Source organism: Parabacteroides sp. AF17-28 (assembly GCF_003479205.1).
Classification (GTDB): domain Bacteria; phylum Bacteroidota; class Bacteroidia; order Bacteroidales; family Tannerellaceae; genus Parabacteroides; species Parabacteroides acidifaciens.
In genome coordinates this window covers 61,956-86,053 of the sequence record NZ_QUGV01000013.1, presented here as the reverse complement: position 1 = coordinate 86,053, position 24,098 = coordinate 61,956, and the positions used below count along the sequence as shown (strand labels likewise).

Genomic DNA, 24,098 nt, shown 5'->3' with positions numbered 1-24,098 from the left:
TTATTTAAGTTCTCCCAATCCTTCCTCCAGCGTATGCGGAGCATATGCCAGTTCGCGTATGGCTTTTTCGATACTTAATCCGCTATTGCGCGGACGCGGTGTCGCCTCGTTCATCTCTTCCGTCGTAACCGGACGGATCAGAGTGCGGTCCAATCCGAAGTAATCGGCTACCCGATAAGCCATTTCAGCAATCGAGAGCCGTTCTCCGCCACAGATATGATAGATGCCGTTATTGCCGGTATGCATCAGCCGTTCCACGCCGTCTGCGATGTCCGCCACCCAAGTCGGCGTACGGTATTGGTCGGAAACGACCCGTATCTCCTGCCCTGCCTCCAAGCGGTTCTTGACCAGTTGCAGGATATTCCCATGCTGTCCGGGCAACGCCTTTCCATAGACGACAACCACACGGACGACTGCATAATTACTGCTAATCCCGGCAACCGCCTGTTCTCCCTGATACTTGGTCAGGCCATAATAGTTGACCGGAGCAGGAATATCTTCCTCCGTATAAAGCCGGTCGCTTTTCCCGTCGAACACGAAATCGGTCGACAGGTGAATCAGGCGGCTTCCCAGATGTTCACAACAATGCGCCAGGTTCCCGACCGCCGAAACATTGGTCGCATAAGCCTCTTCGCGATGTTGCTCGCAGTAATCGGGGACGGAAAGGGCTGAACAGTTGACCACCACATCCGGACAGACATGGTCGAGCAAAGCCTCGACGGCGGGATAGTCGTTTATATCCACCCGGACAAACGTATGCTTTCCTTCGGGCCGGATATCCGGATGAAAGGAACAGCCAACCACCTCATAGGCTTCATTCCCGGAAAAGCAATCCAGGATTCTCCGCCCGGTAAAGCCGTTTGCTCCGACAACCAATATCTTTTTCATCAGAATGTATAAATCATGACACCCAAGACGCGGTGGTTCGTCACCGAATGGGTATTCTCTATTTTACCGTTCTTCGCATTCATATCGCCATACCAGGCAAGCGACGGGCTGTATTCCAGCCCTAACTTCCAGTGAGGCAGATTGTATGAGAGTTGCAGATTGGTTGTAAACACCTGGTCTACATCCAGTCCCACACCGTAAGTCGGCCCGGCGATCGTCTTCCCCGTTCCCAAGTTCTTCAGATAGCCGACAAAAAGTCCCGGCTTCCACTTCTTGCCGTACACCACATTCAGCCAGGTCATGGAATGGCGGTAAGGCGTATATTCCTGCTCGCCCGTCCGCGGGTCTATCGAAGTCACGGCATAGCCGCCTAACATACAGGCCTGTGTCAGGTTCGACGCCAGCAGGGTCTTGCCGGAAACCAGCCAGTCCTGCGTCGTATATTTGGCATGGGCTTCAAAAGACAAGGCGGTCACCCGCTCGCTTACCTTATATATATGGTCGCCTACCGTTGTCTGCTGACGCGGTTTCAGAGACAGCACTTCCATACCGACACCGGCGATCAGTCCGTCCGCTTTATAATCGGCCGAAACATAGATTTCCGGAATACAGCTGTTCTTTATATATTCCTCACTCTTCCCGTTCGGCCCGGCAGAGAGATATTGCAACTGCCATATCGCTGCCCCGGTCAGCTGTAACCCTTTACCGGACGTGTACCGGTAACGAATCATCGGGCTACGGTTAAACGGTTGGAAAGGCGCCCCGGTCGACAGGTTCAGCATCTGCGGAAAGACATCTCCGAACAGCGGATGCCAGGTCTGCCCGATCAACACAGCCGACTTCCCCCAATCCAGGTTGACGTAAGCATGCCGGATGCGCAGAACCGCCCAGTTACTACCCGAACCGCGAAAATCCGCCTCCAACTTGGCCGTAGCCACAGCCTTCCCGATATTCGGTCCTTTCAAGTCCACACCCAAACGGGAATACAGCAAATAGAAACTGCCGTTTGCCGTAGCATTCAAATCCTTCCCATCCGCATCCGGATTCTTGTCCTTCGGATACAGATGGAACAATCCGTCCACGATTTCACTGTTAGCACGCGAATTATAAAACAAATCTCCGCGCACTTGCCCGTAAAACTTATAAGAGAAATCCTTCTTCTGAGCATATCCGGCCACCGTCACGCACAAGGCCGCAAAAAGTAGTAAATATCTTTTCATTTCTTTTTGTTCGAATTGCCTACAAAGGTAAGGAAGATTCGGTCTTTTCACAAAAATAAAATCACTCTATTCGAAACTAAAGTGTCGACGGTCGAAACTAAAGTTTCAAGGCAGGAAACTAAATTTTCGTCCCGTGAAACTTTTGTTCCAAAGGCATGAAACTTTAGTTTCAAGGAGAGGAATTGTTTGAAACTAAAGTTTCAGCGCATCATGACATGTGAAACTTTTATAACAGGAAAATGAGCAAGAACAGATTTGAACAGTTTTTACGCAGATAGAGCAGGGAACGGTACAGCAGATTCTCGACTGTGCGGACAGACAAGTCCAGGCGTTCCGCTATCTCAGCCGCTTTCAGCCCTTCGAGATAAGACATCCGGAAAACTTCCCGGCTTCTTTCAGGCAACTCGGCAACCTTTTTCATCAACAAGTCCAAGAGATCCTGCCGCATGAAAAGTTCGTCGGAAGCCTCAAAGAAATCGAGTTCTTCCAGTTTGAGCTGGAGGGCGCGATGGTCGATGATATCCTGCTCCATACTCACACGGCGGAGATGATCCAGGCAGGCATTCCGGACGGAGACATAAAGCACGCGCTTCAAATCGTTCTCCGGCAGACGGAATACCTGCTTGTCCCACAGTTTCAGGAACACGTCATGAACAACATCTTCTGCAAAAAAGCCGGAAACAAACTTTTCTGCAAAACGCATCAACATCGGAGCATACTCCATATAGATGTGCTGATACTGATCCATGTTCTGAGACGCGTCACCCATACTTGCAAATATAGACAAAAATCTTTAATTATTCGTTAACAGACACTTCGTGTATGCCTGGCTGATCGAATTTTACAGATTCCACCTTTCCGGTAATCGCATTCATGCATTGAATCACATCCCCTTCTGTATTCTGCACTTTTACAGTCCAGCCGTTGCCATTTCTTTCGATAGACAAGACATCGGTCGTATTGGATGCCGGCATGACAGCCAATCCTTCAGAACAGTGGATTGTCTCAATATGATAACGGCGGACGGAAACAGGGAATTTCCTGCCATTATAGACAAAGGTAGCCGGACGCTGCTCCCGGTCGCTCGACCAATCGGCATTCAGCAAATAAATAGTACGGCGGCCGGGACTGTCCCAAGCGGTAAAACCGACGGAAGGAGATGCTTCCATCCAGCCTTTGTCCGTCTCTTCGCCGGCGGTTTTTCCTGCAATCTCTTTCATGGCTGCGACATAACCGGCTTGCAGGTTCGTTTCGGCCGGATAGACTTTCTGCGGGAAATAGACAATCTTGCCCAGGCCGTAAGCGATCTCTGTTTTAGCGGTCAACTGTTGATAGTTGTCACCCAACATGTCGCGGATAACGGCATCATCGGCCGGGAAGCGGACAGGCTGGTCCGGTTGCAGTTCGGCATTCAGATGGGCGGCCGACAGCAGAAGTGTCCCGCCATTGAAGACAAAGTCCCGGATACGCAGGAAATCGCCCGCGTCATAACTGTTCCATCCTAAGAATACCAACGCCTTATACCGGTTCATCACATCCTGCGGAGCCTCGACGGGCAACAGGTCGACCGTTCCGTAAGGCGTAGAAGTGAACCAACCTTCCGGGCCGCATCCGTCCACGATATTATCCGGATAAAAGACACGGAGCAGGTCGAAGCTTTCACAGGCCTTATCGAACTTCCATTTATCGCCTTTCTGCGACCACAAACTGCCGCGCCCGAAAGATTTCCAGGCATCATTGCGCCCCTGGATCACGGCTATGTTACTTTTCAGATCGCCGCGACGGGAATGCGTTTCCACGAAGTTCAGCATCTGATGCTGGGCGAACAGATGCTCCTTGCCGGAAACCGAATAGCGGTCGTTCATGTATTCATCCGTCCACAGCGCCTCTTCGGTATTCATATGGGAAGAGCCATGCATATAGGCAACAGCCAGCGACATGTACAAACGCAGGGAATGTTTCGGATCGGTAAACGGTCCCGAGCCCCATTGCATGGCGTGAAGCGTGCCGTAAAGCGGACGGCTGTATGCACGCGACGCTCCGCGCAACGAAGAGAGGATGACTTCTTCCGGCCCGTACATCTGCTCGGCTCCCAACCAGTTATAGCCGGCCTGATACAGATAGCGGAACAAGGTGGACGGCCCTGTATGGCGGGTGCTTTCTCCTTTCGAATAGCGGAAATTGGAAACGAGTTTGCGGGCGCCGTCGGCCATATCCGTCACGCCTTCCGGATCATAATGGATAAAGATTCCATGGTCGGTATAAATCGGGCGATGCTTGGCAAAGATCCCGCCGTAAGGGCGGTTGCGGGCTGCCATGTCGGAGAACACTCCCTGATAGAGGAAATGTTGCCAGTAATAATATCCGCCGTCATTCTCATGCGCCTGTTTGCCGCGGAACATCGGAGAGGCGAGGGTTTCCAACGACGGGTTGATCCGGCTGCCTGCGAGTGTACGACCTTCCACTTGCCAGGCATATGGTATTTTCAGTTGATCCAGCAGCTTGGTATAATGTCCGATCACAACAGGGTCCGCAATCCGGAAGCCGCTCCATTGGTAGGACGGGCGGAACTGATACCAGTTGCCGATCCGGTTGGAGATATACCATTTAAAGAAATAATCGTACGGCGTATATTGCTTGTCGATATAGATTTCATCGCCGGACGAGAGATAAATCTGCTCCGCCTCCTTATCGATCACCTGGCGCACTTCCGCCTGCTCCGTCCGGCTACCGTCGTCAAACACTAACGGGACGGCATGGCCGGCTTCACCGGCACGCAATTCGACGACATGCAAGCCGGGCTCTTCAAACATACATTCCTGTTCGGCCGGCGTAACCGCACCGGCGGCTTTCACTTTCAGGCAGACATTCGGCTTGTTGGTTTCCACCAAAATACCAAAAGAGGCATTCTTCGTCACATATTCGGGCACGGAAATCACTTCGTAGTCGCGGGCAGTCTCTTCTATAAGCTCCAACCCGCGCAATTCATACGCATAGGCGGCACGGTGAGGTTCTTTCAGGAGCGTCAGCCTGATCTCGCCATTCCCTTGCACAGAGGCGGGCAGCGGAATATAGAAGTCTGCGACATCGGAGGCGCGGTCAAAGATATTCCCTTGAAAAACAGTCTTGCCATCAAATTCAAGCTTCCACATCGGCCAGCTTCGGGTTGCCAGGTTGCAACCGATCCAGTAATTATAATTGTCCGTCTTCCGGGCGAACTTGGTAAAAGGAATCGAACAAACCGCCTTCTTGTTTTGCGTCAGACGGGGAGCTTCCACCCAGCATTCGCCGCTGAAACGGGTGCCGCCAACACGGAGGAAAGCACAGGCTACATTCTCCGGCAAGGAGAAGGTCTGCGACACCGCCTGATATTTTCCCGTACCGGCCGGAACCGGCATATAAAGCAAAGAGTCCGGCTTGTCGTAAATATCGTCGGCAGCCCGTCCCGGCTTCCGGTAGAACAACTCGATCGCGACGCCGAAATCACCGTCCGGAGAGAGGGACAGGTCTTGTTTCTTTACAACCGGAAGTGTAACTGTCAGCTCGCACGGTTGCAACAATTCGCCGGAAATACGGTAATAGGCATGACGCTCGAAAGGATCGTTTTCACCTTTGAAGTAAAGTGAATAGCGGTCTTTCTTCCGGATAATGGAATCGAGATTGTCATCGATATAGAACTCGGACCTGCGGAACATCTCTTCCCCTCTGCTTTGAAAGGGTGCAGGCATCCGAACACCGCCAATCACGCGCAGGAACTTCCGCACAGGGATTCCGGATTGACCGAAAGATACAGGCTCGGAGAGGCTTTGCCCGGGTTGAAGAAGGTATGCTTTTTCTCCTCCGGAAGGAGTGAAAATGACTGTTCTTGTCTCTTTCCAGGAAGAAACAGCATACACCTGAAGCGCGGAAAGGGCCATCAGGCATAAAAGGATACATGTTTTTTTCATACTGACTTAATGGTGATGTTTTTCGTTTAAACTACTTCCCAAAAGTACGATTTATTTCCGTATTATTATAACTCATAGTTTTTATGTACTTTTGTGCATCCTAATTAGAAGTATTAAGGCTGCAGAGATGATAGTTGTTAGAGACACGGAGATATTGAAAGGTAAAAGACTGGTAGCGACTATCGGTTTTTTTGACGGGGTTCATTTGGGACACCGTTTTCTGATTCATGAACTGAAGCAGGTGGCTGAAGCCGCCGGATTGCCTTCCGCCGTCATCACGTTCCCCGAACATCCGCGTGCAGTCTTGCATTCGGACTATCAGCCGAAGCTGCTCAATTCGTTCGAAGAGAAGCTGAAACACCTTGATTCCACGGGGATCGACTACTGCATCGTACTGGATTTCACCCCCGAGCTGTCGCGCCTGAGTGCCAAAGAGTTTATAATGTCCGTGCTGGCAAACCAATTGCAGGTCGGCACGTTGCTGATCGGCTACGACCACCGCTTCGGACATAACCGGGAAGATGGCTTCGAGCAATATGTCGCTTACGGGGAAGCTTGCGGCATCCGGGTCATAAAAGCCTCACAATACAGCGAAGGGGAAGCGGCTGTCAGTTCTTCCGAAATACGCCGGCTTCTTACGGAATGCAAGGTGGAAGAGGCTGCCCGCCTGCTGGGTTACCCGTACCAGTTGAAGGGGCGTATCGTCAGCGGTTACAAAGTAGGTCGCAAATTAGGCTTTCCGACTGCCAACATACAAGTGGACGAACCGTTCAAGATCATTCCGGGGATCGGTGTCTATGCGGTCTGGGTCTACCTGAACGGACTGCGTTACAAAGGCATGCTCTACATCGGCAACCGCCCGACATTGGACAACGGAGACAATATCACGTTAGAAGTAAACATCCTGAACTTCTCCGGCGACATCTACAATAACGAAATAACCGTCCAGTTCATCAACCACGTACGAGGCGACATCAAATTCAACTCCCTCGACGAACTGATCGCTCAGTTAAGAAGGGACCGGGAGACGGTGGATAAAATATTAATTGAATAAAGAAGATTATGTACTACGATGCAATTGACATATTGAAAGGGATGATTGCCCGGCCTTCTTTCAGCAGGGAAGAGACGGATGTTGCCGATTTCTTGCAACAGACCTGGGAAAAGGCAGGGCATAAGGTGAACCGCAAAGGGAATAACCTGTGGCTGACTGCTCCCGGATTCGATCTGGACAAACCGACTTTGCTGCTTAATTCCCATATCGATACCGTCAAACCGGCTTCCGGATGGACGAAAGACCCGTTCACGCCAGAAGAAACGGAGGACGACCGCCTGTACGGACTTGGCAGTAACGATGCCGGAGCAAGCGTCGTATCACTGTATGAAGCGTTCAGGGCATTGTCGGAAAAGGAACAGCCTTACAACCTGATCTTCTTAGCTTCCTGCGAAGAAGAGGTTTCGGGAAAGAACGGACTGGAGAGTGCGCTTGCTAACCTGCCTCCTATCTCTTTTGCCGTTGTCGGCGAACCGACAGGGATGCAACCGGCTGTGGCGGAAAAAGGGCTGATGGTGCTGGACTGTGTCAGTACCGGCAAGTCCGGACATGCCGCCCGCAACGAAGGTATCAACGCCATCACACTCGCCATGAAAGACATCGAATGGTTCAACACATACCAATTCCCGGAAAAGAGCGACTTCCTCGGCCCGGTAAAGATGAGTGTGACGATTATCCATGCCGGCACGCAGCACAACGTCGTTCCCGACCGCTGCGAATTTACCGTCGACATCCGCACGAACGAGTTCTATCCTAACGAAAAACTGTTCGAGCTAATCAAGCCGCAAGTCGGCTGTGAGATAAAAGCCCGCAGTTTCCGTCTCAACTCTACACGTACGGACTTGCAACACCCTTTTGTGCAACGCGCCATTGTGATGGGAAAAGAACCTTTCGGCTCTCCGACACTAAGCGACCAGGCGTTGATGCCTTTCCCTTCCGTCAAGATAGGGCCGGGAAACTCCGCCCGTTCACACGCCGCCGACGAATATATCGGCCTGATGGAAATCAGGGAAGCCATAGACACGTATATCAAATTACTTAATCAATTAAAAATTTAAAGTTGAAAATGAATAAGCCCCCTTGCAGCTTATTCCTCTTTCTCTTCAAACTTTCAACTTTTAATTTTCAACTTTCAACTAATATGAAGGATCTCTTTGGAACCATCGGAACCCGTTACCTGATTGCCATCCTGAATCTGGCTTTGATCTTCGTCAATGCCAAGGTACTGGGAGTGGAAGGTGTCGGACTGGTCGGACTGATCCTGGCGGCGGTAAGCATCTCGACGATGTTTTGCGGGATACTGGCAGGCAACACGATTGTCTATTTCATGAACCGCTATTCCCTGCAAGCCGTCTTCCTGCCTTCCTATTGCTGGACACCGATCGGGGCAGGAATCGCCTGTTGCGGCATGGCTGTTGCAGGACTACTGCCCGAAGGGTATGCCGCTGATATTTATATTCTTTCCATCCTTACCTCGCTGGTTGCCGCTAATTCCCGTTTTCTGCTCGGGAAGAATCATATAAAAGGATTCAATCTCACTTTCATCCTGCAGGGAGGACTTCTTTTCTTTGTCCTGCTACTCCTCTACTACGGATTAAAGATACAGAATGTTTCCGCTTATCTCTGGGGAATGTATCTCACGAACGGGATTGCCTTCCTTGTCAGCCTTCTGTTGCTGCTTCCTTTCCTCAAACAGAAAAAGGAAGATCCCAGAAAAGGGCGTTCGCTTACGGCACTGCTGAAAGAGATGTTTGCTTATGGCCTATGGGGAAGCGCTGACAATATCGCTGAAATCCTGACAACACGCCTTAACTACTTCCTGATCAAACGCTTTGCCGGACTGGGTAGCGTCGGATTGCTGGATGCCGGAACCAAGGTTTCGGAAAGCGTCTGGCACATCAACCGCAGCATCGGTTACATTGAATACAGCCGTGTCGCCCAAGCAAACGATCTTACCAAACAGAAACAGATTACATTGCGCTTCTTCAAGCTCACATTCTGTGTCGTAACATTTGCCACAGGCTGCATCCTCCTGATACCGGAATGGGTGTACACGGATTACCTTTTCAGTGCGGAATTTGCCGGAATACGGAAAGTCATAACCGGGCTTGCAGCCGGAATCATCGCCCTGGCCTGCAACAGTATCCTGAGCCAATACTTCATCGGAAGCGGGAAGATACGTTACAGCGCCGGAAGCTCGTTTGTCGGTTTACTCGGCCTGCTCGTTTCGGGCTACCTGCTTATCCCGGTTTACGGAGTAGTCGGTTCCGCCATCAGTTCGAGCATTGCCTTCTGCGCCATGTTGACATTCTCTGTCGCTATCTTCTGTCGCAAAACGGATACGCGGTTGAAGGAGTTTCTTATTAACAAGGAAGATATAAGATTTGTGCTACAGAAACTTAAGCTAAAGTAGTCCCTATGTCATTGCGGGCTTGCCCCGCAACCTCATACTAAACTAATACAACAATCAGGATGAGATGGCGGGTGCAGTCATCCCGGACTTGATCCGGGACCGCCAAGACACAGACACTATCAAGATGTATTTGAAGACTACATATCAATCCAGCCAAGGCGCCGGATTGAGTTTCGTTTTTTCCTTCCAAAGCTGGAAATGGAGGATCGTTGCGTTGCCGTCTTCGGTATCGGTAAAGATCTTGCCGATGGCCTGCCGGGTGCTGACCTTATCGCCTGCCTTTACATACACCTGGCTCAGGTTGCTATAAACAGTCAGGTAGTTACCATGCCGGATAATGACCGAATTATTGTAGCCCGGCACCACGAATACACGCGTCACTTCACCATTGAACACCGCACGGGCATCTGCGCCCGGAGAGGTCTGGATGTCGATACCGCTGTTATTCGTACGGACATATTTCAATTCCTGGTGCTGCTGTTCACCAAAGGTAGCCACAATCGTATGGCGACCGGAGACGGGATAAGGCAGGCGCCCTTTATTGCCGGCAAAGTTGTCGGACAGTTGTTTCTCGGCTTTCGTCATGGCATATCCGCCCTTCGTATCGGCAACACGCTCTTCACGCACCGGCTCTGTTTCGGGTTTTGTATCCGGAACTTTCTTACCTGAAGCGGCTGCTTTTTCACGCGCCAGCCGATCCCGTTCGGCACGGGCCGCACGTTCACGGGCAGCTTTGGCTTCAGCCTCGGCACGGGCTATTTCGGCGGCAATCTGCTTTTCGATCTGGCGGTTCAGGGCATCGGCCTGTTGTTTCTTCTTCTTCAGGTCGGCTTGCAATTGCTTTTGTTTCTTGTTGAGTTGCTGTACTTCGGCCTTCTGGCTGGATTCTTCCGTCTGCAACTTGCGGCTTTCGTCTTCACGTGCGCTCAACAAAGCATTCTTTTCGGAACGGGTCTTTTCCAGTTCCTTCTGCTTATAGGCGATCTCCTTCTGTTTGTCGATTATCTCGGAAGCCTGCCTCTTCTGCCAGTCGGCATACTCACGCAGGTAACGCATACGGCGGAGGGATTGCGCAAAATTGTCGGCCGAAAGGATAAACAGCAGCTTATCTTGCGAACTGCGCCGTTTATACATGCTTTGCACCGATTTCCCGTAATTCTGCCGTTTACCACCCAACTCCTTTTCCAACTGCGAGATCTCGCGGCGTGAGGCGGCAATCTGTTTGTCTATCTCGCCGATCTCCTGGTTCAGCAGGCTGATCACCTGTTTGCGGGAAAGGATTTGTTTGGAGAGCAAGTTCAGGCGGTTCAACGAGTTGCGCGCCGTCTGCCGCGCCTCGTCCAAAAGCTGGTTGGTCATCTCGATCTCGGCAAGCGCAGCCTTACGTTGCTTTTCAAGTTCACGAATCCTTGCGGAGTTCTGTGCACAAGCAGCGCTTACCGACAAGACGAATATGACGAACCAGAGAAATCTCATTTACATTTTAGTATTACTCAATGACTTGATAATCTGCGCCAACGTAATCCGGTTATATTTGGCCGGTATGGAGAAGTCCATCTTTACCGGGACATTTGTCTGCACACGCGAGAAATGCATGGTAATGCCGCCTTGTGAAGCGCCTTCCTTCAACACCTGCACATCCATCTTCATTGGGAACGGTTGGCCGTCCGCCATACGGAAATCGGTATAATTCCATTGCAGGGCGTAACGGTCGGAAGGATCGGAAATACCGGTGGAAAGTATTTTCTCTTCCCCGTCTGCCATAAAGGTGTACAGCAATCCCATGACATCCTTGACCTGTATCTCGGCTGCCGGACCGTCCTGCTTCAATTTGAAGCGGCTATACTGTTTCGGACTGATCGTCTGTTGTCCGGGCAGGAACAACTGGTTGGTGAAAAGAGCCTGGAGATTATAGAAGTTGAAATCGATCGGCATCTGCCCTTTCAGGTTGGCATAGTTGTCGGCTACATAACGCTTATTCATCCGGTCGATCACCTTCACACTGTCCACACTGATCTCCGCACGAAAGACTTCGATCCCTAAAAACGGCTGTACGGAGAGTTGGAAAGCACTGTCTTTCACCATCTTCAGGTCGACACGCGAACTCATGCTGTTTCCAGGCAAGTTTAAGTCCACATTCAAGCGGGCAGTCAACGTCTCATAGCGGAACGCCTGTTCCTGCACCAGCTCGAAAAATTCGTTGTGCGCTTTCGCCCCGCCGGCTTCGACGGTCCCTACTTTTTTAGTCGTCTTACAACCCGTCAGAAGCAGAGCTGTAAAAAGGACGAATGCAAGGGCAAGGTAAGTCTTATTCATTCGGAACCTCCTCTTCTATATAAGTTTCTTCCGCAATCTTGCGGTCCAGCACGTCGCTTACTTTTCCCATCTCTTTGGCTTTCTTCCACTGCTCGAGGGCTTTTTCCTTATCGCCGCTCATAAAGAGGATGTCGCCATAATGATCTATCAGTTCCGTACTTTTAGTCGTATCGTTAGCCAGCGCATTCTCGATATAGATTTTCGCCAGCGTATAATTGCCCTGTACAAAGAATATCCAGGCATAAGTATCGAGATAAGTCGAGTTGTTCGGTTCCAGTTTCACCGCCAACGCACTCATCCGTTCCGCCTTTTTCAGGTCTTTCTTTTCCAAAGAGAGGAAATAGGCGTAGTTGTTGAGGACGACTACATTCTTATCATTGTATTTCAGAGCGTCATCATAGGCTTTATAAGCTTCCGGCATATTCTTAATCTGATAGTAGATATCGCCGATCTGCCCGTAGAAATCAGACTTCAAGCCCACGTTTGTTTCCGGGATAATATCCAGTCCTGCCCTGTAAGTGTCGAGCGCATCCTGGTATTTCTCCTGTTGGAAATAAGCGATTCCGAGGTAGAAATAATATTCCGGAGCATCCGGGAAGAGTTCCTGGCAGCGGGTGCAGATACGGATCACTTCAGGAATATCCTCCGATTTCAACGCCAGATTCAAGAGCTGCTGCCAAGCTGTGGCATCCGACGGCTCCATCTCGGTAATCAGCTGGAACTGGAAACGGGCTTCGTCGTTCTTCCCCTGTGCGATAAGCAAGCTGCCGTACATCTGTTTCAGGTCAATATCTTCGGGATGCTGTTCTAACAAGGTCTGGAACAGGGCGTTTGCACTTTCCGTCCCTTTCTTGGTCTGTTGCAGTTTGAGGATATAGCGGGAAAGGATGCCGACTTTCGTTTCGACGTCTAACTTATCGTTCACCAGCGCATTGCGTATCTGTGTCTCGGCAGCGTCCTTATCGCCCACCACCTCGTAGTAGTTTGCCATCGAGACGATGTAATAGGGACTTTCCGGATCGATAGCATGTGCCTTTTTGTAATATTCCAGCGCCTTAATGGTGTCGTTCTTTTCCAGATGCAAATCCCCCAAAATGATCTGGTAACGGGATTCCATCGGGAACTTGGCGGCCAGCTTTTCCACCTCTTTGAAGGCGTTGCCGGTTTGCTCCAAAGCATTATAGAGCTTGTATTTCTGCATCGAAAGCGCTTCACTCATACCGATCGACGACTCGAGCGCATCATAGGCCTCGATCGCCTCGCCCAACTCGCCTTCCTGCGTGAGTGCATCCGCTAAGTAGTAGTTCAGTTCCGGCTTCCCGGGATAATCCTTTACCAGCTTCTTATACTCTTCGGCTGCTTCGCCGAACATGCCGAGATTACGGCTCATTGTTGCCAACGCCAAGCGGTAAGTGAAGTTATCGGAACTGTAGGCGACCGCCTTCCGCAGCATATCCAACGACTTCTCCGGACGGTTCAGCTGGGCATAAAAGGAAGATAGTTCGTATAACACGGCCGAAGCGGTCGAGTCGATTGCCAGACAATGGTTAAAAGCATCGTAGGCGGCATCGAACTTTCCTGCCGTCTTCAAGTTTAGTCCTTCATAAAAGAAGTAGTCGAATTTCCGCTGGTCAGCCGCACTGATCCGGGCTGCCTTTTGCGGTGCCTCCGTCACGGAGTCCTGCGCCATCAGCGGCCGGATGCCTACTGCCAGCAAGATAAAAAGAGATATCGTAATCAGCCGTCTTAGCATCGCATCTTTAATTTTTAATTCTCAATTCTCAATTATTTCCCCGTGTGTCCGAATCCACCCGCTCCCCGTTCGGTGTCGTCCAGCGCTTCGACCGGCTGCCAAGCCACCTGGCTATGGGTTGTGATAACCATCTGGCAGATACGTTCGCCGTCATTGATGGTGAATGGGTCGGAGGAGAGATTAATCAGGATAATACCGATTTCGCCGCGATAGTCGGCATCGATTGTGCCTGGCGTGTTCAGCAGTGTAATACCATGCTTCAATGCCAAGCCGCTGCGGGGGCGCATCTGGGCTTCATATCCTTCCGGCAGGGCGATATACAATCCGGTCGAGATCAATTTACGTTCAAGCGGTTTCAACACAACCGGTTCTGTCAGGTTTGCACGGATATCCATTCCGGCCGAGAGCGGAGTTGCATACTGTGGCAACGGATGGTGTGACTTATTTATAATTTTTACTTCCATAAACTCTTTTATTTCCGGGCAAATTTACACAAATATCCCTGATTACCATTCCTAACGGCTTTCATTATTCTTTAAATAATGCTTATCGTTCGTTACCGGGTTAGTCAAGATCGCCTGTAAAATGGTTTTGCAGTACTTCATGGGAGTATAGTGCCGTACAAGAAGGAACAACCCGGCAGATAGAATGAATCATGCGGCACGTGTGGTTCCTCAACACCTGCCCGCTATTCATGTCACAACTGTGAAACAAAAGAAATCCAGCTGTAACACAGAAGGAGGACAGTTGTAACATGAAAAGAATACGGTTGTGACATGCAATAGAAGACCGGAGAAAAGATTGAAAGATTCGGGAGGCAAATTAATTTACCCAATCCCCATTCTCCTTAATCAACTGGATCAGGCGTTCCACCGCTTCCTCTTCCGGGATATTTTTCAGGACACATTCTTTGCCTTTGTAGAGGCTGATGCGGTTCTTGCCGGCACCGACATAGCCGTAATCGGCATCCGCCATCTCGCCGGGACCGTTCACGATGCAGCCCATAATACCGATCTTCAGGCCTTTCAGATGGGAAGTGGCCTCTTTGATGCGGGCGATTGTCGTTTGCAAGTCGTACAGCGTACGGCCGCAACTCGGGCAGGAGATATACTCCGTCTTGCTGATACGGGTACGTGTTGCTTGCAGGATGCCGAACATACAGCTGTCCGTCGTCATGGCTTCGCAGCCTTCGTTGTGCAACATGATACCGTCGCCGAAACCATCCAGAAGCAGCGTTCCGAAATCGGCCGCCGACTTCAGTTGCAACGCTTCGACATCCGTCTCCCTGTAATCGCGATGAAGGATGACGGGCACGTCGCAGCCGGCTGCCAACAAACGGTGTATGGCGGCACGCTGCGCACCGACACCGTTCCGGTGGTATGTGCTCAAAACTACAATTACGGATTTATCCTGTTTCAGGACTTCGATCACCCGGTCGGTCAGATCACTATATGTCAAACGGATAAACTTCAGCGGAGTGGAATAGTTCTTCAACTCTTCGACTTCCGAAGCGATGAAGAAAGGATATGCATTCGAACGTTCTTTCCAGAAATGGGCATCCACCAGAAGGCGGAAGCTGTCGGGCAGGTTGTCCGGGTCTTCCTTACCGATATATATATAGTCAGGCAGAGACGCATAGTCAAATTCAAAATCACCGTTACTGCGATCGGAGATGACAACAGGCGGGAAGTTCCCTCCGATCCCTTCCGTCGCACGGCTGCTGCGGCGATCGGCATAGACCGGGTCATAGCCGGAAGCAGGGGAAGCTTCAATCGGCTCATGCCCCTCGCGTTCAAGGATATAATCGACTAACTTGCGGGCTACCGGAATCTCAGCTTCTGGGTCTTCACTCAGGGAAACGCGGATCGTATCGCCTATCCCGTCGGAAAGCAAGGTTCCGATACCGACAGCGCTCTTGATACGTCCGTCTTCGCCGTCACCGGCTTCCGTCACGCCGAGGTGCAAGGGATAATGCATATCTTCGGCTTCCATTGTCCGGACCAGCAGGCGGACGGTTTTCACCATGACAACCGTGTTGGAGGCTTTAATGGAAATCACCACGTCGGGAAAGCTCTCATCCCGGCAGATACGCAAGAATTCCATACAGGAGGCAACCATGCCTTCGGGAGTATCGCCGTACCGGCTCATAATGCGGTCGGACAGCGAACCATGATTCACGCCAATGCGGATGGCGGTTCCGTGTGCTTTACAGATGTTAAGGAATGGCACGAAACGGTCGCGTATCTTCTGCAACTCTGCTGCATATTCCTCATCGGTATATTCCAGCAGGTCGAATGTTTTGACCCTGTCGACATAGTTTCCGGGATTGATGCGGACTTTCTCCACTTCTTCGGCTGCGGCATCGGCTGCACGCGGATTGAAATGGATGTCGGCTACCAGTGGGGTGGTGTATCCGGCTTCATTCAGTTGCTTGCGTATCACGCCCAAGTTGCGGGCTTCGCGTTCTCCCTGGGCGGTAAAACGCACATACTCTGATCCGGCCTCGATCATGCGGATGGCTTGGCGTACGGCGGCATCGGTATCCATCGTGGAAACGTTTGCCATAGACTGGATACGAATCGGACTGTCGCCCCCGAGCGGGGTGTTACCGATATGAACGACTGAGGATTTACGACGACTGTAATTAAAAAAATGTTCCATCTTTTCAGTTGAAAGATGAAAGATGAAAGTTGAAAGTTGAAAATCAACAATGGCGGCAAGCGATATAAATGCTTTGCGCTTTTGTTAACTTTCAACTTTCAACTCTCATCTTTCAACTAATTAGTTTTATACTTAAAAGAAACCTTCGCCAGCTCTTCGTTGGCTTTTACGATTTTCTTCTTCAGGTTTTCCTTGTAAGCGGCCAGCTTACCTTCGAGCTGTTCGTCTCCTACGGCAAGCATCTGGACTGCCAGGATACCGGCATTCAGGGCACCGTTGATACCGACAGTGGCAACCGGGATTCCCGGAGGCATCTGTACGATAGCCAACAAAGCATCCATTCCGTCCAACGTCGAATTGATAGGTACACCAATTACGGGCACAGTCGTCATAGATGCAATCACTCCACACAAGTGGGCAGCCATTCCGGCAGCCGCAATAATCACTTTGATACCGCGTCCTTTGGCTCCTTTGGCAAAAGCCTCTACTTCAGCAGGTGTGCGGTGGGCAGACAAGGCGTGCATCTCGAACGGGATTTCCATCTCGTCGAGCAGCTTGGCTGCTTTTTCCATTACGGGCAGATCCGAAGTACTGCCCATGATAATGCTTACTACAGGTGTCATTTTGCGATCAGTTGTTCATATTCGGCAGCAGACATCAGCTCGTCCAGTTCGGAAGGATCAGAGATAGATATCTTGATCAGCCATCCGTTGCCATAAACATCTTCATTCACCAATTCGGGTTTGTCGTCCAGTTCGGCGTTTGCTTCGATCACTTCACCGCTAACCGGCATAAACAAATCGGATACAGTCTTCACAGCCTCGATAGTACCGAAAACTTCTTCTTTTTCAACTGTTTCTCCTTCTGTTGTAATATCGACGAAAACGATTTCGCCAAGTTCGCCCTGTGCATAATCAGTAATACCGACATAAGCTACATTGCCTTCTACACGGATCCATTCATGATCTTTTGTGTACTTTAAATCTGCAGGAAAATTCATAATCTTAGTGTTTTTATTAGATGAATAAATAGATATAACTTAAAAATGATGCAACAAAGGTACATATAAATCCAAGACAAAACCCGGCATATACCTGCATAGGCGTATGTCTTTTCAAAAAGATGCGCGAAGTGCCGACCAGTCCGGCAATCACGATCACGATAATAAAGGCCCAATAAGGGTTTATCAGGTGGATACGCGCCACTCCCATAATGCCGCCCAGTAAGCCTCCGATACCAATCGCATGGGCGCTGATCTTCCAGAAAAAGTTAATCAGCAATGCCAATATCAACGATACGCAGGCCCCTAAAAGTAAGGATATAAACCAGAACGGCAACATCATCTTATACATGTAGAAGGCGCAGACCATGATCGAAGTGATAAAGATCAGGTAGGGCACCACGCGTTCGTGGCGGTCGGACAGTTCCATATCGACTGCCGCCCCGTTTTTCACCATCAGAAAGATGAATGCTCCGGGTATGACCGCCGTCGACAGGAAAGCACCGCCGGCCAGCAACAGCTTCATTGTCGGTGGATAGATCGCCAGATAGGTGAAAGACAGTGCCAGCACGACACCATACGTCACCATCAGCAACGGATGAAACATCCCGGATATGATATTTGCAAATAACTTCATAACGCTTCAAATTTATATTTCTTTTCTGAGCCGTGCAACCGGAATGCCCAATTGTTCGCGGTATTTGGCTACCGTACGGCGGGCGATGATGTAGCCTTTTTCCTTCAGGATGGAGGCCAGTTCCTCGTCGGTAAGCGGCTTGCGCTTATCTTCGCCGTCGATATGCTCTTTCATAATCTTTTTCACCTCGCGGGTGGATATTTCTTCGCCGCTGTCGGTCTGCATCGATTCGGAAAAGAAGTATTTCAGCGGATATATACCGAAATTCGTCTGCACGTACTTACTGTTGCTCACACGCGAGATGGTCGAAATATCATATCCGGCCCGTTCCGCCACATCTTTGAGGATCATCGGACGCAAGGTCGCTTCGTCGCCGGTCAGGAAGAAGTCCCGTTGCAGGAGAATGATTGTCTCCATTGTACGCTGCAAGGTTTCCTGGCGTTGGCGGATGGCATCGATGAACCATTGGGCGGAGTCGAGTTTCTGCTTCACAAACTGGACGGCTTCCTTCATCTTGGATGTCTGGTTCGCCTTGTTGCCGGCATAGTCCTGGAACATCTCGGCATATTCACGGCTGATGCGCATATCGGGAATCCCCCGGTTATTCATGCTCAGGATCAACTCTCCATTGACGGCTTCCACCACGAAGTCGGGAATCACCTGGCTCAAAGCTGTCTCCATAGAACCGCCCCAACTGCCGCAAGGTTTAGGATCGAGGGTTGTTATTTCGTGAATGGCCCTTTTCAGGGCAGCTTCGTCTATATCCAATCCACGGATAATCTTATCGTAATGCTTGCGGGTAAACTCCTCAAAATAGTCGGTCAGCATACGGATTGCCAATTCCGTATCGGGCGTTTTCTCGCGACGGGCCAGTTGTAGCAAAAGGCATTCCTGCAAGTTGCGGGCGGCCACGCCTGCCGGATCAAAATCCTGTATAATGGTCAGGACTTCGCCGATCTCTTCTTCTGTCACGTCTTGTCCCGCCTGGAATACCAGATCATCTGCAATGGCAGACAGGTCACGGCGCAGATATCCGTCGTCGTCTATGTTTCCGATAATATATTCGCCGATCTTTACCTGTTTCTCCGGCAAATCGCGCAAGCCAAGCTGCTGGAGCAGATATTCATTGAGAGACTCGCTGACTGAAAAGGGTACGTCTTCTTTCCGTTCGACACGCTCGCTCAATTCGCGGAGTTTGTAATCGGGAATATCGTCTTCACTCATATAATCGCCTAAAGAGAGGTCGGTATCACTCTCCGTTCCTCCATCCATATCGTTAGATGCCAACTCATCACCCCCTTCGTCAGTACGGTCAAAGTCGTCAGTAATCTCCTTCCCTTCTTCCAACGCCGGATTATCCTCCAATTCATGCTTCACGCGTTCCTCCAGCTCGATAGCCGGAAGTTCCAGAAGCCGGATCAACTGGATCTGCTGAGGAGAGAGTTTTTGCTGTAACTTTTGCTGTAACTGTTGTTTCAACATAATCAAAATCAATAATGGCAGGTCGACCATCGGGCCGCCCAATGTTAGAACATGCAAATATAACTTTTTACCCGGAATGAGCCTGCTATTCTAATTATAATAGTTCTAAAAGGAAACCGTCATCCATTGTGAATCCGAAGCAATAGGAATCTATTCCCGACGTCCTCGAAAATATATTCGACGTCGCCGAAAACTTACACGACAGCGTCAAGAATATACACGCCGTCGCCGAAAACAGATTTCCTCCGCTTCAAATAAGAGCGCACACATAGGGAATATTAGATAATAATCGGCGAAAGCCTTTAAAAATCAAAACTATTTTCTACTTTTGCGATTAGCTAAAGATTCTGATATGACTCTCAAAACATCGCCATACGATCTGTTGACCCGGGAAGAATTAATACAATTACTGGAAGTTAGGGATAATGAACCGGATAGATCCAAGGTTCGCACACCCTTTGAAACGCCAACCATCAAACGTATTATTTCCGAAGTTTTGGTTATCCTCTTTAATGAAGAGAAAGATCCGATCGAAAAAGCTATGCGCGTATTGTTGGACTACTTCAATGCGGATTGGGGCTACGTTGCTATTTTCGAAGAAGACGGACAGACCGCCAACTTTATTTGCGAAGCGATGAGCGAATGGGTAAAAGTCCCCAAAGACGACCAGAGCAAGCTGACCTACGATACGATTCCCTGGATTATCGAAACCGTCAGAAGCGGGCATGACATCGTGTTGGGCGATATAGCCATGCTGCCATCCGAAGCTGCCACCGACAAGGCTTTGCTGACCGAACAACAATTAAAATCCATGTTGATCATACCGCTGACTTTTCATAATAAAGTACAGGGATTCATCGGTTTCGACTCCGTGCGCGCACATCGTTTCTGGACAATAGCAGAAGTCGAGGATATGCATCTTACGGCGAGTATATTCTCCATTATCATCGAACGCTGGCAGACCAACAATAACCTTGAAGAGTCGAGAAAACGCATTTCCGAACTAAGCACGAAGTTCCAGCAGTTTTTCAACAATCTGCCGATCGGCGTGGAATTATATGACTCGGAAGGTTATCTGATCGACGTAAACGACGCTGATTGCAAAACCTTCGGTACAAGCCGCGACCAATTGATAGGAGTGAATTTATTCAAGGATCCGTCTATCCCAGCCAAAGCTCTCGACCAGATATCAAAAAGGAAAGCGTTCAGTTTTTCGTTCACATACGATTTCAATGCCGTACGAGATTCCGGATATTATTTATCTTCTCTAACCGATCAGGTTAAATATCTGATGATAAAAGGGATCGGTTTGACCGACCATGAATTCGGCCATATCGGCTACTTGCTTATCATATCCGACGAAACGGAGAAACGACTGGAAGAGGAGCGTATGCAAAACAACTTGGCAACCCTTAAAGCGGTTCTCCTCTCCGGCCATTCGCTGGTTGCCGAATATGATATAGAGAAAAAAGAATTGTTCATCGACCCCTTACTCAATGAGGCGGGAGAGAGCAATAAACTCTTCAATTACCTGAGAAACAACAAGCACATGACTATCGAAAACGTACAACAGATTGTCCGGAAAACCGATAATGTCAACCAATTGTTTCAGGTAATAAACGGAGTGCAGGATCATTGCAGCTTTATATGCCGAACCAGTATCGAGAACGAAACGATCTGGATACGTATCAATGCACAAGCTTACAAGACAAAGGGGAGCAAGCGGTTGAACAAAATGGTTTGCCACGTCACCGACATAACCGAAGAGAAACTGTTGGAAGAGAAATTGTATCATGCAGAATATGAAACCCGGCAGTCGGAACTGGAAATACAAAAAGTACGCGAAGCTGATAAACTAAAATCAGCATTCCTTGCCAATATGAGCCATGAGATCCGGACGCCGCTCAACGCCATAATCGGCTTCTCCGGCATCTTGGCTGAGACAGAAAACAAGGAAGAAAAAGAAGAATTTGTCAAGATAATCAACAAAAACAGCGATTTGCTGCTTCGGCTGATAACCGATATTCTGGACTTCTCGAAAATAGAGTCGGGCATCCTGGATTACTCGCTTACCGATGCCAGCCTGAAGGAAATATGTCACGAACAGTATCAAGTCCATTCACTGAAAATGCCCGACGGGGTTGAACTGATCTGTGATTTCGACTCCTTGCCGGATATTATCGTTCATACAGATCCCAAACGTATCACGCAGGTCATTTCAAACCTGATTTCTAATGCAACCAAGTTTACGGAAAAAGGTCGCATTACGCTTTCTTACCGCATTATGGAACGACGCATCTTAGTCGAAGTAATCGATACGGGCATCGGAATCTCCCCCCAAAACCAGCGCACGATCTTCGAACGCTTTGTAAAAGTTGATTCATTCAAACAAGGTACCGGTTTAGGACTCACCATTTGCAAAACCATTGTCGAAACGCTCAACGGAACAATCGGAGTAGACTCCAAACTCGGAGAAGGATCGCGTTTCTGGTTCACACTGCCTTATAACGGATAGCCTCCCATGTTTGCAACAGAACGGAAAGGAGGATCAACCCCAGCCCTGCATAAAAAGCGAAGTTCAACTCTTTCGCTTCCCCGAAAAAGAGCATGGCAAGGATAATGCTGTAGACAGGCTCCAGATTATAACTCAGATTCACAGTAAACGCGGAAACCTGCTTCAACACCTGTATCTGCAACAGGTAAAGCCCTATCGTACAAACCAACGCAAGCAGCAGTAGATAAAGGAAATTAATCATCCCCGGCAAGATCGTCTCTACCGGAAAGAGATGCAGATAAAACGGCAACAGACAGGTCAGCCCTAAAAAACCGCCAATCATTTCGTAAAGTAACATCATACTGGAAGAATGGCGCACACCCACTTTCTTGTTCGTAATAGTAAAAAGAGCTGCCAATGCCGATGAAACCACACCAATAATAATCCCTGTCCGGTAACGTGTATCGAACTGGAAAATCAAAACAATGCCGCATACGGCCACCAGGCTGAACAATATCTCTTTAATCGAAAGACGCCTTCTGATAATCAGCGGTTCCAACAACGCAGTAAAGAAACCGACCAGCGAGAAGCAGACTACACCGATCGAGACATTCGCTGCCTTGATGCTCCCATAGAAAAACACCCAGTGAAGTCCCAACAGCAAGCCTGTCCCGGCTATTTTCAGGACTTCACGAAAAGGGACCCGTTTCAGTCTTCCACTACCCCAAAGAATCAGGAAAAGCATAACTGCAGCCAAAAGCATCCGGTACCAGACGAGCACTCCCTCGTTCAGCGTGACCAGTTTTCCGAACAGGCCGGTAAAGCCTGCCAAAAGAATGGAAATGTGCAGTTTTATAAATGCGTCCCTCATCAGAAATAATACATCACAAGCCCCAGAATGCGGTGGTTCGTTATCGAATGTGTATCCACCACTTTGCCGGAAGCCATATCCGTTTCGCCATACCAAGCTGTCGACGGCATATATTCAAGACCGATCTGCCAATGCGGCAAGTTGTACGAAAATGCGATATTGGTAGAAAGCAACTGATCGAGATCCAAGCCCATACCATATTTAACAGGAGAGACCAACGCATCAGACGTTCCCAGGTTCTTGGTATAACCGGCAAAGAAATGTCCTTTCCATTTGGTCCCATAGGTAAAATTCACCCAGGAAGTGGAATGGCGATAAGGCGTATATTCCTGCTCACCGTTATCCGGATTGATCGCGCTGATACCGTAACCGCCGATCAGCGCAGTGTGGTCCAGACTGGAAGCCATCAGGCTCTTCGCTGCAAAAGTATAATTCCGCCCGGTATATTTGACATGCGCTTCATAAGAAAGGGCTGTCATGCGCTCATTCACTTTATAAGTCTTTTCATTCCAGACAGCCGAAGTGCGTGGTTTCAGCGAAATCAAATGAATGCCGGCACCTGCCAGCCAACCATTGCCGGACGCATAATCCGCACCGACATAGAATTCGGGCACGCAGCTGTTCTTGATATATTCCTCACTCATCCCGTTCGGTCCGCTCGAAAGATACTGTAATTGCCAGATAGCGGAAGCCGTCAGCTTCACCTTGCCGACTTTATATTGATAACGCAATTGGGGACTGCGGTTGAAAGGCTGGAAAGGCGCGCCTGTCGAAAGATTCAACATATCAGGGAAAACACTTCCGAAAAGGGGATGCCAAGTGTGTCCGATCAGCACTTGGCTCCGATCCCAGTCCAAAGCAACATAGGCCTGGCGGACGCGTAGCATCGTATTACTGGACGAAAAACCGCCAAAGTCTACTTCAATCTTAGCGCTTGTTCGAGCCGTACCCACATTCGGACCGGTCATATCCAAACCCAACCGGGAAGTAAACGTGTAGAAACTGCCGTTAGGACTGGCGTTCAAGTCCTTGCCGTCAGGGTCCGGCTTTTTATCCAATGGAAACAAATAGAAGTTTCCGTCTATCGGAGCCATGTTAGCCCGAGAGTTATAGAAAAGGTCACCACGGACAAAACCGTAAAACTTATAGGTGAAATCTTTCTTCTGCGCTGTTGCCGGAAAGAACATACAGATGCCTGCCAGCAGTAATATCAGCTTTTTCATATTTGTCGTTTGTTATCAGTTTACAGAGTTGGCCGCAAAGATATATATTTTCCGGTATTTCATTTGAAGAATGGAATATTATTTGTTACTTTGCTTCCAAGTTGTAAGCCTTAATGGCTATTTTGGATTAATAATGTAA

At 49.5% G+C, this 24,098-nt stretch carries 19 protein-coding genes; 4 read left to right on the top strand and 15 right to left on the bottom strand.

Translation table 11 applies throughout. From position 1 onward, the window contains the following. From rfbD to DWW90_RS11285, 4 genes are all read right to left on the bottom strand, one after another. On the bottom strand, nt 1-888 hold the full coding sequence (gene rfbD / locus DWW90_RS11300) for a dTDP-4-dehydrorhamnose reductase (RefSeq protein ID WP_122332122.1): 888 nt from the start codon (nt 886-888) through the stop codon (nt 1-3). After that, a complete protein-coding gene (locus tag DWW90_RS11295; RefSeq protein WP_115498914.1) occupies nt 888-2,108 on the bottom strand; it encodes a DcaP family trimeric outer membrane transporter in 1,221 nt (406 codons plus the stop codon). Before DWW90_RS11295 ends, rfbD begins: the two co-directional genes overlap by 1 nt. A gap of 226 nt (nt 2,109-2,334) precedes the next feature. Further along, nucleotides 2,335-2,877, bottom strand: coding sequence for an RNA polymerase sigma-70 factor (locus tag DWW90_RS11290; protein WP_115498913.1), 543 nt, complete (start codon nt 2,875-2,877; stop codon nt 2,335-2,337). Nucleotides 2,878-2,905: 28 nt separating this feature from the next. After that, entirely contained in the window at nt 2,906-6,055 is a 3,150-nt protein-coding gene (locus DWW90_RS11285; RefSeq protein WP_122345041.1) for a hypothetical protein, read from the bottom strand. 127 nt (nt 6,056-6,182) lie between these two features. Here DWW90_RS11285 and ribF point away from each other — a divergent pair, with 127 nt between their 5' ends. From ribF to DWW90_RS11270, 3 genes are all read left to right on the top strand, one after another. Then, nucleotides 6,183-7,109, top strand: a complete 927-nt coding sequence (gene ribF / locus DWW90_RS11280) for a riboflavin biosynthesis protein RibF (RefSeq protein ID WP_122345040.1) — start codon at nt 6,183-6,185, stop codon at nt 7,107-7,109. An 8-nt stretch (nt 7,110-7,117) separates the two neighbouring features. Next, entirely contained in the window at nt 7,118-8,167 is a 1,050-nt protein-coding gene (locus DWW90_RS11275) for a M20 family metallo-hydrolase (protein WP_122345039.1), read from the top strand. Nucleotides 8,168-8,250: 83 nt separating this feature from the next. Beyond that, nucleotides 8,251-9,522 carry a lipopolysaccharide biosynthesis protein gene (locus DWW90_RS11270; protein WP_122345038.1) on the top strand — a complete coding sequence of 424 codons (1,272 nt, stop codon included), beginning with the start codon at nt 8,251-8,253 and terminating at the stop codon, nt 9,520-9,522. A gap of 144 nt (nt 9,523-9,666) precedes the next feature. On the opposite strand, the gene DWW90_RS11265 is transcribed toward DWW90_RS11270, so the two are convergent. The 9 genes from DWW90_RS11265 to rpoN all read right to left on the bottom strand — a co-directional run bounded on the left by DWW90_RS11265 (nt 9,667) and on the right by rpoN (nt 19,371). After that, nucleotides 9,667-10,998, bottom strand: a complete 1,332-nt coding sequence (locus tag DWW90_RS11265) for a murein hydrolase activator EnvC (RefSeq protein WP_122345037.1) — start codon at nt 10,996-10,998, stop codon at nt 9,667-9,669. Further along, nucleotides 10,999-11,838, bottom strand: a complete 840-nt coding sequence (locus tag DWW90_RS11260) for a DUF4292 domain-containing protein (protein ID WP_122345036.1) — start codon at nt 11,836-11,838, stop codon at nt 10,999-11,001. It lies immediately after the preceding gene. Next, complete coding sequence (locus DWW90_RS11255) at nt 11,831-13,591, bottom strand: lipopolysaccharide assembly protein LapB (protein ID WP_122345035.1); 1,761 nt, start codon at nt 13,589-13,591, stop codon at nt 11,831-11,833. The genes DWW90_RS11260 and DWW90_RS11255 overlap by 8 nt, the downstream gene beginning before the upstream one ends. A 32-nt stretch (nt 13,592-13,623) precedes the next feature. Beyond that, nucleotides 13,624-14,055 carry a dUTP diphosphatase gene (dut, locus tag DWW90_RS11250; RefSeq protein ID WP_122345034.1) on the bottom strand — a complete coding sequence of 144 codons (432 nt, stop codon included), beginning with the start codon at nt 14,053-14,055 and terminating at the stop codon, nt 13,624-13,626. A gap of 358 nt (nt 14,056-14,413) precedes the next feature. Further along, nucleotides 14,414-16,252, bottom strand: a complete 1,839-nt coding sequence (locus DWW90_RS11240; protein ID WP_122345033.1) for a 4-hydroxy-3-methylbut-2-en-1-yl diphosphate synthase — start codon at nt 16,250-16,252, stop codon at nt 14,414-14,416. Between the two features lie 116 nt (nt 16,253-16,368). Further along, a complete protein-coding gene (purE, locus tag DWW90_RS11235; protein WP_115498902.1) occupies nt 16,369-16,875 on the bottom strand; it encodes a 5-(carboxyamino)imidazole ribonucleotide mutase in 507 nt (168 codons plus the stop codon). Next, on the bottom strand, nt 16,872-17,252 hold the full coding sequence (gene gcvH / locus DWW90_RS11230; protein ID WP_122332134.1) for a glycine cleavage system protein GcvH: 381 nt from the start codon (nt 17,250-17,252) through the stop codon (nt 16,872-16,874). Before gcvH ends, purE begins: the two co-directional genes overlap by 4 nt. Before the next feature lie 16 nt (nt 17,253-17,268). Further along, nucleotides 17,269-17,889: a hypothetical protein gene (locus tag DWW90_RS11225; RefSeq protein WP_122345032.1), complete on the bottom strand. Its 621-nt coding sequence runs from the start codon at nt 17,887-17,889 to the stop codon at nt 17,269-17,271. A gap of 12 nt (nt 17,890-17,901) precedes the next feature. Further along, on the bottom strand, nt 17,902-19,371 hold the full coding sequence (gene rpoN / locus DWW90_RS11220) for an RNA polymerase factor sigma-54 (RefSeq protein ID WP_122332160.1): 1,470 nt from the start codon (nt 19,369-19,371) through the stop codon (nt 17,902-17,904). Between the two features lie 352 nt (nt 19,372-19,723). On the opposite strand from rpoN, the gene DWW90_RS11215 reads away from it, so the two are divergent. Beyond that, entirely contained in the window at nt 19,724-21,886 is a 2,163-nt protein-coding gene (locus tag DWW90_RS11215; protein WP_122332135.1) for an ATP-binding protein, read from the top strand. Here DWW90_RS11215 and DWW90_RS11210 read toward each other — a convergent pair. Together DWW90_RS11210 and DWW90_RS11205 are read right to left on the bottom strand one after the other, a co-directional pair. After that, a complete protein-coding gene (locus tag DWW90_RS11210) occupies nt 21,864-22,736 on the bottom strand; it encodes a DMT family transporter (RefSeq protein WP_122345031.1) in 873 nt (290 codons plus the stop codon). The two genes, DWW90_RS11215 and DWW90_RS11210, sit on opposite strands and share 23 nt — an antisense overlap. Then, the gene (locus tag DWW90_RS11205; RefSeq protein WP_122345030.1) at nt 22,736-23,959 is read right to left on the bottom strand and encodes a DcaP family trimeric outer membrane transporter; all 1,224 of its coding nucleotides are present in this window, start codon (nt 23,957-23,959) and stop codon (nt 22,736-22,738) included. The genes DWW90_RS11210 and DWW90_RS11205 overlap by 1 nt, the downstream gene beginning before the upstream one ends. Nucleotides 23,960-24,098: the final 139 nt, after the last annotated feature.

What these genes read in the sequence shown, in the direction of transcription:
- DWW90_RS11215 (WP_122332135.1), top strand. Translation starts at nt 19,724, where the DNA reads ATGACTCTCAAAACATCGCCATACGATCTGTTGACCCGGGAAGAATTA.
- DWW90_RS11225 (WP_122345032.1), bottom strand. Translation starts at nt 17,889, where the DNA reads ATGAAGTTATTTGCAAATATCATATCCGGGATGTTTCATCCGTTGCTG.
- DWW90_RS11210 (WP_122345031.1), bottom strand. Translation starts at nt 22,736, where the DNA reads ATGAGGGACGCATTTATAAAACTGCACATTTCCATTCTTTTGGCAGGC.
- DWW90_RS11295 (WP_115498914.1), bottom strand. Translation starts at nt 2,108, where the DNA reads ATGAAAAGATATTTACTACTTTTTGCGGCCTTGTGCGTGACGGTGGCC.
- DWW90_RS11240 (WP_122345033.1), bottom strand. Translation starts at nt 16,252, where the DNA reads ATGGAACATTTTTTTAATTACAGTCGTCGTAAATCCTCAGTCGTTCAT.
- DWW90_RS11285 (WP_122345041.1), bottom strand. Translation starts at nt 6,055, where the DNA reads ATGAAAAAAACATGTATCCTTTTATGCCTGATGGCCCTTTCCGCGCTT.
- gcvH (WP_122332134.1), bottom strand. Translation starts at nt 17,252, where the DNA reads ATGAATTTTCCTGCAGATTTAAAGTACACAAAAGATCATGAATGGATC.
- DWW90_RS11265 (WP_122345037.1), bottom strand. Translation starts at nt 10,998, where the DNA reads ATGAGATTTCTCTGGTTCGTCATATTCGTCTTGTCGGTAAGCGCTGCT.
- DWW90_RS11205 (WP_122345030.1), bottom strand. Translation starts at nt 23,959, where the DNA reads ATGAAAAAGCTGATATTACTGCTGGCAGGCATCTGTATGTTCTTTCCG.
- DWW90_RS11275 (WP_122345039.1), top strand. Translation starts at nt 7,118, where the DNA reads ATGTACTACGATGCAATTGACATATTGAAAGGGATGATTGCCCGGCCT.
- DWW90_RS11270 (WP_122345038.1), top strand. Translation starts at nt 8,251, where the DNA reads ATGAAGGATCTCTTTGGAACCATCGGAACCCGTTACCTGATTGCCATC.
- ribF (WP_122345040.1), top strand. Translation starts at nt 6,183, where the DNA reads ATGATAGTTGTTAGAGACACGGAGATATTGAAAGGTAAAAGACTGGTA.
- rfbD (WP_122332122.1), bottom strand. Translation starts at nt 888, where the DNA reads ATGAAAAAGATATTGGTTGTCGGAGCAAACGGCTTTACCGGGCGGAGA.
- DWW90_RS11290 (WP_115498913.1), bottom strand. Translation starts at nt 2,877, where the DNA reads ATGGGTGACGCGTCTCAGAACATGGATCAGTATCAGCACATCTATATG.
- DWW90_RS11255 (WP_122345035.1), bottom strand. Translation starts at nt 13,591, where the DNA reads ATGCTAAGACGGCTGATTACGATATCTCTTTTTATCTTGCTGGCAGTA.
- dut (WP_122345034.1), bottom strand. Translation starts at nt 14,055, where the DNA reads ATGGAAGTAAAAATTATAAATAAGTCACACCATCCGTTGCCACAGTAT.
- purE (WP_115498902.1), bottom strand. Translation starts at nt 16,875, where the DNA reads ATGACACCTGTAGTAAGCATTATCATGGGCAGTACTTCGGATCTGCCC.
- DWW90_RS11260 (WP_122345036.1), bottom strand. Translation starts at nt 11,838, where the DNA reads ATGAATAAGACTTACCTTGCCCTTGCATTCGTCCTTTTTACAGCTCTG.
- rpoN (WP_122332160.1), bottom strand. Translation starts at nt 19,371, where the DNA reads ATGTTGAAACAACAGTTACAGCAAAAGTTACAGCAAAAACTCTCTCCT.